At 41.7% G+C, this 13,314-nt stretch carries 12 protein-coding genes, 2 tRNA genes and 1 rRNA gene; 6 read left to right on the top strand and 9 right to left on the bottom strand.

Going from position 1 to position 13,314, the window contains the following annotated elements:
- Positions 1-284 precede the first annotated feature (284 nt).
- The 6 genes from K1T76_RS02290 to K1T76_RS02265 form a co-directional block, all read right to left on the bottom strand.
- Positions 285-360, bottom strand: a tRNA-Ala gene (locus K1T76_RS02290).
- 70 nt (positions 361-430) lie between these two features.
- Positions 431-507: transfer RNA gene (locus tag K1T76_RS02285), tRNA-Ile, on the bottom strand.
- 158 nt (positions 508-665) lie between these two features.
- A 16S ribosomal RNA gene (locus K1T76_RS02280) occupies positions 666-2,204 on the bottom strand.
- A 432-nt stretch (positions 2,205-2,636) separates the two neighbouring features.
- Positions 2,637-3,758: a DUF6670 family protein gene (locus tag K1T76_RS02275; protein ID WP_230243987.1), complete on the bottom strand. Its 1,122-nt coding sequence runs from the start codon at positions 3,756-3,758 to the stop codon at positions 2,637-2,639.
- Between the two features lie 40 nt (positions 3,759-3,798).
- On the bottom strand, positions 3,799-4,623 hold the full coding sequence (pssA, locus tag K1T76_RS02270; RefSeq protein WP_230243986.1) for a CDP-diacylglycerol--serine O-phosphatidyltransferase: 825 nt from the start codon (positions 4,621-4,623) through the stop codon (positions 3,799-3,801).
- A 42-nt stretch (positions 4,624-4,665) separates the two neighbouring features.
- Complete coding sequence (locus K1T76_RS02265; protein WP_019836941.1) at positions 4,666-5,523, bottom strand: 23S rRNA (adenine(2030)-N(6))-methyltransferase RlmJ; 858 nt, start codon at positions 5,521-5,523, stop codon at positions 4,666-4,668.
- A gap of 116 nt (positions 5,524-5,639) precedes the next feature.
- Between K1T76_RS02265 and K1T76_RS02260 the strand changes: the two genes are divergently transcribed.
- Together K1T76_RS02260 and K1T76_RS02255 are read left to right on the top strand one after the other, a co-directional pair.
- The gene (locus tag K1T76_RS02260; RefSeq protein ID WP_019836940.1) at positions 5,640-6,242 is read left to right on the top strand and encodes a 2OG-Fe(II) oxygenase; all 603 of its coding nucleotides are present in this window, start codon (positions 5,640-5,642) and stop codon (positions 6,240-6,242) included.
- An 86-nt stretch (positions 6,243-6,328) separates the two neighbouring features.
- A complete protein-coding gene (locus tag K1T76_RS02255) occupies positions 6,329-6,856 on the top strand; it encodes a hypothetical protein (protein WP_230243985.1) in 528 nt (175 codons plus the stop codon).
- Between the two features lie 62 nt (positions 6,857-6,918).
- On the opposite strand, the gene K1T76_RS02250 is transcribed toward K1T76_RS02255, so the two are convergent.
- From K1T76_RS02250 to K1T76_RS02240, 3 genes are all read right to left on the bottom strand, one after another.
- On the bottom strand, positions 6,919-7,176 hold the full coding sequence (locus K1T76_RS02250; protein ID WP_026438086.1) for a DUF2789 family protein: 258 nt from the start codon (positions 7,174-7,176) through the stop codon (positions 6,919-6,921).
- 181 nt (positions 7,177-7,357) lie between these two features.
- Complete coding sequence (locus K1T76_RS02245) at positions 7,358-7,606, bottom strand: DUF2789 family protein (RefSeq protein WP_070155277.1); 249 nt, start codon at positions 7,604-7,606, stop codon at positions 7,358-7,360.
- Positions 7,607-7,706: 100 nt separating this feature from the next.
- The gene (locus K1T76_RS02240; protein ID WP_070155275.1) at positions 7,707-8,174 is read right to left on the bottom strand and encodes an Lrp/AsnC ligand binding domain-containing protein; all 468 of its coding nucleotides are present in this window, start codon (positions 8,172-8,174) and stop codon (positions 7,707-7,709) included.
- A gap of 138 nt (positions 8,175-8,312) precedes the next feature.
- On the opposite strand from K1T76_RS02240, the gene K1T76_RS02235 reads away from it, so the two are divergent.
- From K1T76_RS02235 to K1T76_RS02220, 4 genes are all read left to right on the top strand, one after another.
- Positions 8,313-9,578: a D-amino acid dehydrogenase gene (locus K1T76_RS02235; RefSeq protein ID WP_070155273.1), complete on the top strand. Its 1,266-nt coding sequence runs from the start codon at positions 8,313-8,315 to the stop codon at positions 9,576-9,578.
- 59 nt (positions 9,579-9,637) lie between these two features.
- Positions 9,638-10,753, top strand: a complete 1,116-nt coding sequence (gene alr / locus K1T76_RS02230; protein WP_070155271.1) for an alanine racemase — start codon at positions 9,638-9,640, stop codon at positions 10,751-10,753.
- Positions 10,754-10,828: 75 nt separating this feature from the next.
- Entirely contained in the window at positions 10,829-11,185 is a 357-nt protein-coding gene (locus tag K1T76_RS02225; protein ID WP_070155269.1) for a RidA family protein, read from the top strand.
- Positions 11,186-11,306: 121 nt separating this feature from the next.
- Positions 11,307-12,740 carry an amino acid permease gene (locus tag K1T76_RS02220; protein WP_230243984.1) on the top strand — a complete coding sequence of 478 codons (1,434 nt, stop codon included), beginning with the start codon at positions 11,307-11,309 and terminating at the stop codon, positions 12,738-12,740.
- The last annotated feature ends 574 nt before the right edge of the window (positions 12,741-13,314 follow it).

Below are 13,314 nucleotides of genomic sequence, written 5' to 3'. Positions count from 1 at the left end.
AATTAAACCGTAACACCGAAGTATTACTGTCAATCCTATATGAAATGAGTTGAACAATTTATTTCAGACTCAATTTTTGCCAATCTGTTAATGATTCACTGCATCCTCGTCGGACTGCAGTCAACTGTGATAAATCACAGAACTTAATAAGCTTATACTTACTAAATTCTGTAATCTTTAGCTTAAAGCTTCAGTATATGTGTGCCTGCGCACAGCATAGCTGTTTGCTTAAATTTCAAGGAAAAGCCTTAAAGCAGTGCTTTAAGTTTTCTGATCTTGAAATTTGGTGGAGACTAGGAGAGTCGAACTCCTGACCTCCTGCGTGCAAAGCAGGCGCTCTACCAACTAAGCTAAGTCCCCAGCTTATCATCTGTGATTCGATGTATCTTCAATTCCTGTAACTTGATTGATTCAATCTAGGTCAAAGTCATGGTGGGTCTGACAAGACTTGAACTTGTGACCCCACGCTTATCAAGCGTGTGCTCTAACCAACTGAGCTACAGACCCTGAGAAAAATCAAAGCATCGCTTTGTATTTTTCGCAAGACAAACGCAGTGCGTAGTATCTGCTACTCAATCCAATTCGAAAACCTCGAATTATCTTTTAAGACACATCGTCATGAAGAACAACTTGTTGTGGATTCTTACCAATCGTCAATCTTTCGTTAAGGAGGTGATCCAGCCGCAGGTTCCCCTACGGCTACCTTGTTACGACTTCACCCCAGTCATCGGCCACACCGTGGTAAGCGTCCTCCTTGCGGTTAGACTACCTACTTCTGGTGCAACAAACTCCCATGGTGTGACGGGCGGTGTGTACAAGGCCCGGGAACGTATTCACCGCGGCATTCTGATCCGCGATTACTAGCGATTCCGACTTCACGCAGTCGAGTTGCAGACTGCGATCCGGACTACGATCGGCTTTTTGAGATTAGCATCACATCGCTGTGTAGCAACCCTTTGTACCGACCATTGTAGCACGTGTGTAGCCCTGGCCGTAAGGGCCATGATGACTTGACGTCGTCCCCGCCTTCCTCCAGTTTGTCACTGGCAGTATCCTTAAAGTTCCCATCCGAAATGCTGGCAAGTAAGGAAAAGGGTTGCGCTCGTTGCGGGACTTAACCCAACATCTCACGACACGAGCTGACGACAGCCATGCAGCACCTGTATGTAGATTCCCGAAGGCACCAATCCATCTCTGGAAAGTCTCTACTATGTCAAGGCCAGGTAAGGTTCTTCGCGTTGCATCGAATTAAACCACATGCTCCACCGCTTGTGCGGGCCCCCGTCAATTCATTTGAGTTTTAGTCTTGCGACCGTACTCCCCAGGCGGTCTACTTATCGCGTTAGCTGCGCCACTAAAGGATCAAATCCCCCAACGGCTAGTAGACATCGTTTACGGCATGGACTACCAGGGTATCTAATCCTGTTTGCTCCCCATGCTTTCGCACCTCAGTGTCAGTATTAGGCCAGATGGCTGCCTTCGCCATCGGTATTCCTCCAGATCTCTACGCATTTCACCGCTACACCTGGAATTCTACCATCCTCTCCCATACTCTAGCTAACCAGTATCGAATGCAATTCCCAAGTTAAGCTCGGGGATTTCACATTTGACTTAATTAACCACCTACGCGCGCTTTACGCCCAGTAAATCCGATTAACGCTCGCACCCTCTGTATTACCGCGGCTGCTGGCACAGAGTTAGCCGGTGCTTATTCTGCGAGTAACGTCCACTTATCCCAGGTATTAACCAGGTAAGCCTCCTCCTCGCTTAAAGTGCTTTACAACCAAAAGGCCTTCTTCACACACGCGGCATGGCTGGATCAGGGTTCCCCCCATTGTCCAATATTCCCCACTGCTGCCTCCCGTAGGAGTCTGGGCCGTGTCTCAGTCCCAGTGTGGCGGATCATCCTCTCAGACCCGCTACAGATCGTCGCCTTGGTAGGCCTTTACCCCACCAACTAGCTAATCCGACTTAGGCTCATCTATTAGCGCAAGGTCACAAGTGATCCCCTGCTTTCTCCCGTAGGACGTATGCGGTATTAGCATCCCTTTCGGAATGTTGTCCCCCACTAATAGGCAGATTCCTAAGCTTTACTCACCCGTCCGCCGCTAGCTCAGTTACCGAAGCAACCTCGCCCGCTCGACTTGCATGTGTTAAGCCTGCCGCCAGCGTTCAATCTGAGCCATGATCAAACTCTTCAGTTAAAATCATTTCGAGTTTTATAAGTAAAACTCTTAAACTTGGCTCATCAATTTTCTGACTTAAATTTCGCTCAAATAAACTTCGAGTAATTTAAACCAATCAATTAATGATAATATTTCGATTAATCAATCAGTAAAAATCCACACAAGTTGTTCTTCATAATCTCTTAATGATCTTCTTGATGCTTCGTCAGCATCAAGCTAGGTCGGCTATATTACTCTCTATTTTTAGAAAGTCAACATGCAATGTTGATTTTATTTTCAAGCCCATCTACTCAAAACAAACTCAATCAATCTCAAACAAACCAATCAAGCCATTGTTTTTCAACAAGTTTTTATCAACATCACCGCCGATGGATGTGCATTATAGATGAATTACCATCGCTTGCAAGCCCTGTTTTTGGTTTTTAGCAAAAATATTGTTTGAGTGGTTGTTTATTCATCAAAATTATGTAATTTTCCAGAAAAGTCTTGATTATTTCTTTTTTTGATCATAAAAGGTTCGGGATTCAGGACTACATCTGGCATTTTTTCTGGTTGATCATATTCTTGCCACTTCAGTGCGCGGCAGTCGATATATTCACAATAGCCGCCTTCACCTTGTTGTTGATCACCATTTATAGCCAACTGATATTGAAAACTTCCGACATAACCTGCCGCAGCCCCAAATTTAAAATCACCACGACTCTGCGCTTGTAGATGAACTGAGGTGCCATCTTCATCTTGATAGTGCCATTCAAACTCGCGTGGTAAATACATGCACTGACCTGTTGGCGTTTTTATTTTTGGATAAACCCGTTGAATATTAAATTGTACTTGCCCATCAAATACCCGAGTTTGCTCGGTGTTCGCATCTCGCAGATAGATTCGAGATTGCAAAATTCGATTCAGCACATCACGGCTTTGTAGCAATATCATTTGTTGCTGATGATTCAGATTAATCACCTGATAGCAAAAAAATGCCACAGCGAAATAAGGAAACTGGATGGAGCGGGCAAACTCAAAACTGCCTAATTGCTCAATCTGAAAATGCTGATCTTTATAGCGCACACTTCCCTGACACTGACACAACAATGACCAATGTTCTGCCAAATTCATTCGCAATTTGGTGAAATATGAAATTGTAGAGCTTGTGGTGATCTTTAAATCGAAGCTAAGTTCGCTATCTTCACGTTGCATATAAAATTGCGGAAAATGTCCTGTAATGCGTTCTTTATTGGCAAACTGAAAATACTGTGCGGTAAATACGCAATCGTGTTGTATTGAATAATGATTGGACTGTCCCACCATGTGGGGACTACTACTACAAAGAATACTGGCCGTATCTAAAGCTGAAGTTGTAATCACATTTTCAGGGCGCAGCATTGCAGTATTTAGACTGCCCAATAAGCCGATAAAGTTGAGATAATGTAAAGGTGCAGGCAAGTTAGGAAGAATTAAGCCCTGATAGATAAACTTATAATGATGTTTCGGGGCGTGATAAGGCAGTTTGGCGGTTGCCGCAGGAGTTTGATTGAGTTGTTTGGAACGATCGAGAAAATCTTGAAACAGCTGCATATCAAACTCCTTGTGAGTTGATGCTTTTATGAAAGCTTAATTAACTCACTGCATTTTTTCTTGCCATAAAAGTGGTCACGAAACCTGAAAGCGCATAAATAATTGAAATCACTAAAATTCCTACAGGGATATTGTACGTCATGGCTGCAAGGATAAATACTGCGATTGGCAATACAAAAAACGGCACACGCTTACGGTCAAAGGTTTTAAATGAATAATATTTAATATTGGAAATCATCAACAATCCTACTGCAATAATAATCACAGCATTGAGGATTTGTAGTCCAGTTTCACGAATATCATACAGTTCAGGAAAGTCCCGACCTACCCAAACCAAAGACACGATAATCAGTGCTGCCAAAGGACTTGCCACACCAATAAAGTAGCGTTTATCGACCACACCAATTTGCACATTAAAACGCGCCAAACGGAATGCGGCACAAGCCGTATACACAAAGCAGGCTGCCAAGCCGATACGACCTAAATCGTGCAAACTCCAGCTATACATCAAAATCGCAGGTGCAACGCCAAAAGCAAGCATATCGGATAATGAATCAAACTGTTCGCCAAATGGACTTTGAGCACCAATGGCACGTGCCACACGACCATCTAAGCCATCAAACAATGCTGCTAGAAATATGGCATAGATGGCTTGGCTAAATTCGCCATTCATACTCGCAATAATGGAGTAAAAACCCGACAACAAGGCTGCCGTGGTAATCAGGTTTGGCCACAGATAGATACCACGACGTTTCACCTTTTGCCCTTCACGGGTATGTTCTTCTTCCACCACTTCAAATGTAATTCCGTCATGCTCAAGATCACGGGAACTATATTCTCCTTCGGGCTTTGATGTGTTTGTCATTATTTTGTGTCCTAACTGTAACCTGAACGTCTATTTAAATTTTTATTCGCCAACTAACCAACGCACTGCAGCATGTCCACCGTGTTCTTGCATACGCAAGTGTGGGAACAACCATTGCAAGGCTTCATCTGCATCTTCAGAGAATTTCCATGGTGGATTAATTACCAATAAACCACAACCGTTTAAACCCACAGGAGTATCATCAGGCCATACACAAATTTCACAAATAAGTTGACGGCGAATCCCTGTTTTAAACATTTTCTTTTCAAAACGTTCAATCATGGCGCGGTCTTTAATTGGATACCACACAGCAAATACGCCTGTTGGCCATTTTTTATGTGCAGCAGCCAATAATTCTACCAACTGTGGGAAATCTTTACGTTCTAATTCATACGGTGGATCAATCATCACCAAGCCGCGTTTTTCTTTCGGTGGAATGACGCCCAATAAACCTTCGTAAGCATCACGCTCATGTAGACCTGCGCGCTTGTCACGAATGTTATGACGTAATTGCTGGAATACATCGCGCTGCATTTCAAAAATAGTCGCTTTATCGATGTCACGCATGCCTTGTAAAGCAAACCACGGCGAACCCGGATAAGCACCTTGCCCATCCACTTCACGCATTGCTTCAACCAGTTTTAAATACTGCTGTACACCTTGTGGTGCCTGACGTTTGATTGAATCATCTAGTTTCACTAAACGATGAATACCATTTAAAAATTCACCCGATTTTTGTGCAGGTGCTAAAGATAAGTCATATTTACCCGCACCGCCATGTGTATCGACATAGCGATAAGGTTTATCTTTGGCATTTAAACGTGTCAAAATTTGCAGCAATAAAACATGCTTCATGACATCGGCAAAGTTGCCCGCATGGAAATGGTGACGATAATTCATGTTTGGTTCATTCCTAAAATCAACCGACATTTTAGCATGAAAAAAAGTTTCATTCAGGAGCTTGTATTCCTCTAAAATAACCAACTCTCAATTTCATCTTTTTCTGAGTATTTTATATGGACGCTACACTTCTCCCAAAGTCCTGGAATGTTGATCGAATTCTTGAAGATTTGGATCAACATGGTTTTGCAATAATTGATGATGCTTATTCACCCGAATATCAACAACAATTGCTGCTAGAGTGTAGTCAAAATTTAGATCAATTTCGTGAAGCAGCCATTCAAAATGGTGTGGTCAGCAAAATTCGCAGTGATCATATTTTATGGATTCACGAAGATTTAAGCATTGCACAACAACATACCCAAACCCTTTTGGCTTTGGCCGAACAATTCAATCAAGCATTTTATTTAGGGATTCGTGAGGTCGAAGCACATTTTGCCAGCTATCAAGCAGGTTCTTTTTATGCTTTGCACCGAGATAATCCACAACAAAAAAATGATCGGGTGATTTCTGCTGTCTATTATTTACATCCTGAGTGGCAGACAGATTGGGGAGGACAACTACGCTTACAAGACAAACATGGAGCATGGCAGATTATAGAACCACGCCCAAATCGGATTGCGATTTTCCAAAGTGATTTATTACATGAGGTTTTGCCTGCGACACAGCAACGTCTTTCCATTACCGCATGGCTACGCAGCCGCAACCAACTTTGGTAAAGATAGACCGCATTTTTCAGACTATTGGCTTTAAAACTGTAAGTTTGCCCCGATGTAGAACAAATATTGCTATCAGGAACTCACCCATGCGCAACTCGACTCAACATCTTATTCAACGTATTGGGGAAACCGACCAACTTTTTTTACAAGGCAATACGCCTGAATTGACATTAGAACGTGCCGATTTACGCTTACAATTGGTGAGTTTGAGCGAGTTACGCCAAGAACAAATTTATTTTTTACAAGAAGCCATTGTACTGTTAGAACAAGGTCGGGTTGAATTTGAAGAAATGCCGGTGACGTTATATATCAATTTGTCTTTGCATTTAGCCAAAGCCTATATGATGTATTTTGAACTGACCCGTGATGCGAAATACGCCTTAATTACTCAACAAATTTTAAAAGCCATGACCCATTATGCACATGGGGATATTTTCTTTTTCTTAGCTTATGCGAGCGCCAGTAAAAATGAAAGCGCACTGTGTCGCCACTGGTTAGGTAAATACAGTAAAACTGCCGAATTTGATTTGGAACTTTTACAAATTCACCCTGCATTTAATGCCTATCAAACTGAAGTCTGGTTTAAACAAATTCTTAAAAGCAGAATGCATTAAAAAAACGCCTCGTTCTGAGGCGTTTTTAATGAAAACATATTAAAGATGATAATGACTTGAACCTAAACAGCTTGTAAACGATAAGCATCTAAATGCAATTGTTGATTGAGTTCATCAATCCAAATGGCCCAATCATCGTCTTGTACCAAATGACTGATTAAAAATTCACGTTGTGATTTATTCCAAAACGGCGCTTCATGTAAATTAATATGTGCAGGTAATTGATGCGTACGTACATACAGTTCAATGGCTGCAGGGCTGCTGGCTAAACCGAGTTGGCTGAATAACATGGCTAATGATGGAGTATTTTGCATGAGCACCTTGCCCCCTTTTATTAGTTTCATTGTAATTCCTTATTCAACCAACTTATAACACTTTGTATAAAAAACCCAGCCTTTCGACTGGGTTTGTTGTATCTTTTTGTGAGCACGCAGTTTACTGGCGCTTTTTTGATGAAATTTTTTGATTTCACTTAAGTACTTTTTTTAACTTACATACAGATTAAACACTCGGATGTTGATCGCTATGTAATTGCTCATTTAAAGTTTCAATCACAATGGCCCAATCATCATCTTGTTTCCAGTGACTTAGCAAAAATTGGCGTTGCCCTTCCGTCCAAAACTCAGCACAATGTAATTTCGTTTCTGCAGGTAATTGATGGTCACGAATAAATTGATCAATTGCTGCTTGGTCTGCATCTAGACCCAATTGTTCAAATAACAGTTCTAAAGTCGGTTGTTGGTCAAACATGCCATCCTCCTTTGGTTCGCCTTGTGTTTTACATGACCTTAACCTGCTATGAGGCACAATTCAGCAGTAGCCGAGTTGCAGCATGTTATTTTTTGTACAACTATACACTCAAATCTAAATACGTACTTTCTTTAACTTCCTCCATCACTACATAGCTATGTGAGGATGCCGAGGCAGGTAGTTTTTTTAAAATATTGCCTAGCAACTTACGATAGGTACTCATTTCCTTTAAACGCGCTTTGACTAGATAATCAAAGTCCCCAGAAATCAAATGACATTCTAAAACTTCAGGAATATCTGCCAAATCTCGTGCAACTTGCTCAAACACATCGCCTGATTTTGCAGAAAGCTTAATTTCTAAAAACACCAATAAGCGTTTATCTAGTAATTCTGGGCTTAAACGGGCGTGGTAACCCATAATAATCCCATCACGTTCCAAGCGTTTTACCCGCTCTGAGCAAGGCGTGGTCGACAAATTGACCATCGCTGCCAACTCACTAATTGCGATTCTGCCCTGCTTTTGCAATATATCTAAAATCATCCGATCTATACGGTCTAATTTACGCATCTAAAATCCCTGTTATTTTATAGTTTCTGCGAATTATCCTACGAATTCACTAGAATTTTACCCTAAAAATAGCAAATTTCACTATTGAACCAAAAATATACTAGTTAAATAAACTAGGGATAGCGTTAGGACAAGCACATGCGTGTAATTGTTTTAGGTAGTGGCGTCATTGGAGTGACCAGTGCTTATTATTTAGCAAAACAAGGGGCTGAGGTCACAGTATTAGACCGTCAGGCCGGCCCTGCAGAAGAAACCAGTTTTGGTAATGCAGGACAAATTTCACCAGGTTACTCTACACCGTGGGCTGCACCGGGTATTCCATTTAAAGCTGTGAAATGGATGTTTCAGCATCATGCGCCTTTGGCGGTTCAGCTTGATGGCAGCATGTGGCAATTGCAGTGGATGTTACAAATGCTGAAAAATTGTAGCGCCAATCAATACGCAATTAATAAAGAGCGCATGCTTCGTGTTGCAGAATATAGCCGTGATTGTTTACGCAGCTTGCGTCAAGAAACAGGTATCCACTACGAAAACCGTGCCAAAGGTACCCTGCAAATTTTCCGTAAAGAAGTACAACTTGAAGCTGTGCAACGTGATATTCAAGTCCTACAAGAAACTGGCGTAGACTTTAAATTGCTCGATGCTGCAGGTTTGACACAGGTTGAACCCGCCTTAGCCAATGCTCAAGACAAATTAGTCGGCGGCTTACATTTACCCAATGATGAAACGGGTGATTGTTATTTATTTAGCAAAGCTTTAGCTCAACATGCCAAGAACTTAGGGGTTAATTTTCAATTTAATCAAAAAGTTGAACGACTCATTGTAGAAGGCAATGCTATTAAAGGTGTGTTGGTCAATGGTCAGGTACTGACAGCAGACCGCTATGTACTGGCATTTGGCAGTTATTCACGTGATTTTTTAAAGCCTTTGCATCTCGATTTACCCGTTTATCCAGTAAAAGGATATTCACTCACTATTCCAATTATTCAGCCAGACTTAGCACCTCAATCTACCGTTTTGGATGAAACCTATAAAATTGCGATCACACGTTTTGATCAACGTATTCGCGTGGGCGGCATGGCTGAATTGAGTGGCTTTAATTTGGGCTTAAATTTAGACCGACGAGCAACTTTGGAAATGGTGACGCATGATTTATTTCCAGGTGGAGATCTGCAACAAGCTTCTTTCTGGACAGGATTACGCCCAATGACACCAGACAGCACACCAATTATTGGTGCAACACAGTATCCAAATTTATTTATTAACACAGGACACGGCACTTTAGGTTGGACTATGGCGTGTGGTTCAGGAAAGTTGATCAGTGATTTGGTGATGGGACGCAGTACAGAAATTAGCACTGAAGGTTTATCTCTGCAGCGTTATCACACCACCTTAGCAGCTTAGTTTATAAACATACAGCGAACGGATTAAACGCAAAGTCAATTTGTTCAAGGAAGAACTTTATGTCACGACCAATACGGGCATGGATTCATTTAGATGCCTTAAGTCATAACTTAGCGATTGCTCGATGTCATGCAAAAAAATCAAAAGTGTATGCCGTGGTTAAAGCCAATGCTTATGGACACGGTATTGAACGGGTCTACCCTGCTTTACAACAAGCAGATGGTTTTGCCTTGCTTGATCTCGCTGAAGGAAAACGCTTACGAACTTTGGGTTGGCAAGGCGATATTTTATTATTGGAAGGCATTTTTTCTGTACAAGACTTACAGGATTGTCACGACTTTAATTTTAGTTTTACCGTACACAACACCCTACAAATTGAATGGTTACAGCAATTTCAGTCTAGCCATCCCACAGCGCGATTTCATATTTTTGTCAAAATGAATGCAGGCATGAATCGGTTGGGTTTTGCACCTGAAGACTATGCTCAGGCTTGGAAGCGCTTGCTTGAATTAGAGATTGTAGCGAGTCTGACACACATGATGCATTTTTCAGATGCAGATGGTGAACGTTTTGGTATCTCGGGAATTCAGCAACAATATTCGCAATTCCAACACATCATTCAAGCATTTCCTGCAGCGGTGACCGTCAGTAACAGTGCAGCAATTTTACGTCACAGCCATGAGCTCCACTCTGACATTGTCCGTGGCGGCATCATGCTTTATGGCAGCTCTCCTGACTATCCAAAGCATTGTAGTCAAAGCTGGCAATTACAACCTGCCATGAGTTTGCGTACAGAAATTATCTCCATACAGACTTTGGTGGCAGGTCAAAGTGTCGGCTATGGTTCCAACTTTGTAGCGGAACACCCTATGCGCATCGGTATTGCTGCTTGCGGATATGCCGATGGCTATCAGCGCACTTCTCCAACAGGCACACCTGTGTTGGTCAATGATTGTAAAACACGTCTGATTGGTCGGGTGAGCATGGATATGTTGGCCGTCGATCTCACCCATGTGACCGATGCCGATATTGGTGCCGAAGTGGTGTTATGGGGCAAATCTGCTGCAGGTACTTTGCTAAGTATTGATGAAGTTGCGCATGCCTCAGGCACAGTCGGTTATGAGTTAATGTGTGCCGTCACACCGCGCGTGCCTTTTTCTATTGCAGCCACATAAGAAATGTTTTCCATATTTTAATTATACGTTTGACCCAGTTGCATTTATGCACTCCCTCTCCACAAGGAAATAGTGATGCCCAATTCTATCCAACATTTACACAGCAATGATTTTATGAGTGCTGTGACTGTATTTAATCATGTGGTTTATCTTTCAGGACAAGTTCCAAGCAATCCTGAAGCCGACATAGACGCTCAGACACGAAACGTGTTCAATACCATTGAACAACTTTTAGCTCAGGCCAATAGTGATAAATCACACTTGCTTTCTGCACAGCTCTTTTTAAAAGATCTTGCCGATTTTCCAGTGGTCAATGCCTTATGGGCAGAGTGGTTGATAGACTGTCCTAAACCTGCACGTGCAACCATTCAAGCAGAATTGGTCAATCCAAACTGGCGTATTGAAATTGCAGTTACCGCAACACAGTTATAAACCGTAGCATTTAAAATCTTCCTCATATTTAAAGGAATTGCGCTAAATAGGATTTTCAGCTCGCTTAAGCGAACTCAGTACGCCAATGGCTACCGTTAAAAAACTCAATAAGGACATTGAAATGACACAAACTTCGCAAAATTCTTTGCAGTCTCCTCCGGATCAACTGCAGCGCAAATTGTCCAACCGACACTTACAGTTAATTGCCATTGGTGGCGCGATTGGTACAGGGCTGTTTATGGGCTCAGGCAAAACCATCTCACTGGCAGGACCTTCTATTCTGTTTATTTACATGATTATTGGTCTAATGTTTTTCTTCTTAATGCGCGCTTTGGGTGAAATTTTATTATCCAATCTGCATTACAAATCTTTTATTGATATGGCACATGACTTAATTGGCCCAGGAGCTGCCTATTATATTGGCTGGTCATATTGGCTTGGTTGGGTTTTGGTGGGTATTGCAGACTTAGCAGCTATCATTAATTATCTCAACTTTTGGCTACCCGCCGGGGTTAGCTTTACCCCCACAGGACAAGCCTTAATTAGTGTGGGATGTGTTTTATTTGTACTCGGACTTAACTTACTCACAGTTAAACTCTTTGGTGAAATTGAGTTTTGGTTTGCCCTGATTAAAATTTTAGCCATTTTGGGTTTAATTTTTATTGGTGGTTTTATGGTGCTCAACCACTTTCAATCCCCTGATGGTACGGCGTCAAGCTTCAGTAATATTTGGACACATGGCGGCATGTTTCCACAAGGCGGCAATGGCTTTTTAGCAGGTTTCCAAATTGCCTTATTTGCTTTTGTCGGGGTTGAGCTTTTAGGCACAATGGCTGCAGAAACCAAAGACCCTGAAAAAAATCTACCTAAAGCAGTAAATGCGATTCCAACTCGCATTATTCTTTTTTACGTCCTGTCTTTATTGGTGGTTATGTCTGTAACGCCTTGGAACCAAATTCCTGCCGATCAAAGTCCTTTTGTTTCCTTATTTCTACATGCAGGAATTCCAACCTCTGCGATTATCATGAATTTAGTAGTACTGTCTTCAGTGATGTCATCGATGAACAGTGGTGTGTTTTCTACCAGTCGCATGTTATTTGGTCTAGCCAGAACCAAGCAGGCGCCACAGGCTTTGGCACGCTTATCCAAACGCGCTGTTCCTGCACAAGGACTGATTTTTTCATGCTTCTTTATTATGGCGGGTGCAGGTTTACAATATTTTGTACCCAATACCATTGAAGCATTCACTTTGGCCAGCTCTCTGTGTGTGATTTTATTTATTAGTATTTGGGGACTAATTATGGTGTGCTATTTGCGCTATCGTAAATTACAACCAGAATTGCATGAACGCTCAACCTTTAAAATGCCAGGTGGTGTGTGGATGAGCTATGTTGTACTTGTCTTCTTGTTTTTCGCCTTAATTATTTTAAGCTTAGAACCAGATACTCTTAAAGCACTTATCGTCAGCCCATTGTGGGTGATCCTTCTTACCATCACCTACCGATTATTGTATTTACCAAGAGTCAGAAAAAGTGCAGCTTTAGAACGAGCTTAAACCGCTACTTGCTAAAAACTGAAAAACCCATCCAATTCAGGATGGGTTTTCTATGTGGTGAAAGTCATTCAAATTAATCCTTCAAATCAATATCGAATATCTACAGCATTAAATTTCCAAAACCTTGTTTAGGCTAAAAAAAACCCTCAATGCACACAGACTGGTTTTTTTCTACGCAAATTTAAAGTTAGCAACTGGTCAATTTTGCGGGCTGTAGCGTTTAACGTGAAAATAAGAATGGATGCAATTTCACACCGACGTTATTTAATAAACACGCCTGCTAGAAGTAAAACCAAAAGAAGTGTGATCCAACATCATCCCTAAACCACCCATCAAAACTTACAATGCTTGATTTAGATCCAAAATTTGAAATGCGCCAATGGTACCGACAACAATGAAGATAAAAGCCCCAAAACGAAACATCCGATCTTTGGGCACTTGCAACAATAACGGATATAACAGAGAGAAGATTTGAAAAAGGAAACGCGCGTATTCCACCTAATTTAGATTATCATGTAGGTCAATCAGCCTATTTTATATCCCGCCATCAGTTTTTAAATCTGATAAACCATAC

This window comes from Acinetobacter sp. PW68, assembly GCF_020982655.1.
Classification (GTDB): domain Bacteria; phylum Pseudomonadota; class Gammaproteobacteria; order Pseudomonadales; family Moraxellaceae; genus Acinetobacter; species Acinetobacter towneri_A.
This window is presented reverse-complemented; position numbering and strand designations above follow the sequence as displayed.

Coding starts and splice junctions, on each gene's coding strand:
- K1T76_RS02245 (WP_070155277.1), bottom strand. CDS start 7,606: ATGTTTGACCAACAACCGACTTTAGAACTGTTATTTGAACAATTGGGT.
- pssA (WP_230243986.1), bottom strand. CDS start 4,623: ATGACAAACACATCAAAGCCCGAAGGAGAATATAGTTCCCGTGATCTT.
- K1T76_RS02275 (WP_230243987.1), bottom strand. CDS start 3,758: ATGCAGCTGTTTCAAGATTTTCTCGATCGTTCCAAACAACTCAATCAA.
- K1T76_RS02235 (WP_070155273.1), top strand. CDS start 8,313: ATGCGTGTAATTGTTTTAGGTAGTGGCGTCATTGGAGTGACCAGTGCT.
- K1T76_RS02240 (WP_070155275.1), bottom strand. CDS start 8,174: ATGCGTAAATTAGACCGTATAGATCGGATGATTTTAGATATATTGCAA.
- K1T76_RS02265 (WP_019836941.1), bottom strand. CDS start 5,523: ATGAATTATCGTCACCATTTCCATGCGGGCAACTTTGCCGATGTCATG.
- K1T76_RS02255 (WP_230243985.1), top strand. CDS start 6,329: ATGCGCAACTCGACTCAACATCTTATTCAACGTATTGGGGAAACCGAC.
- K1T76_RS02225 (WP_070155269.1), top strand. CDS start 10,829: ATGCCCAATTCTATCCAACATTTACACAGCAATGATTTTATGAGTGCT.
- K1T76_RS02260 (WP_019836940.1), top strand. CDS start 5,640: ATGGACGCTACACTTCTCCCAAAGTCCTGGAATGTTGATCGAATTCTT.
- alr (WP_070155271.1), top strand. CDS start 9,638: ATGTCACGACCAATACGGGCATGGATTCATTTAGATGCCTTAAGTCAT.
- K1T76_RS02220 (WP_230243984.1), top strand. CDS start 11,307: ATGACACAAACTTCGCAAAATTCTTTGCAGTCTCCTCCGGATCAACTG.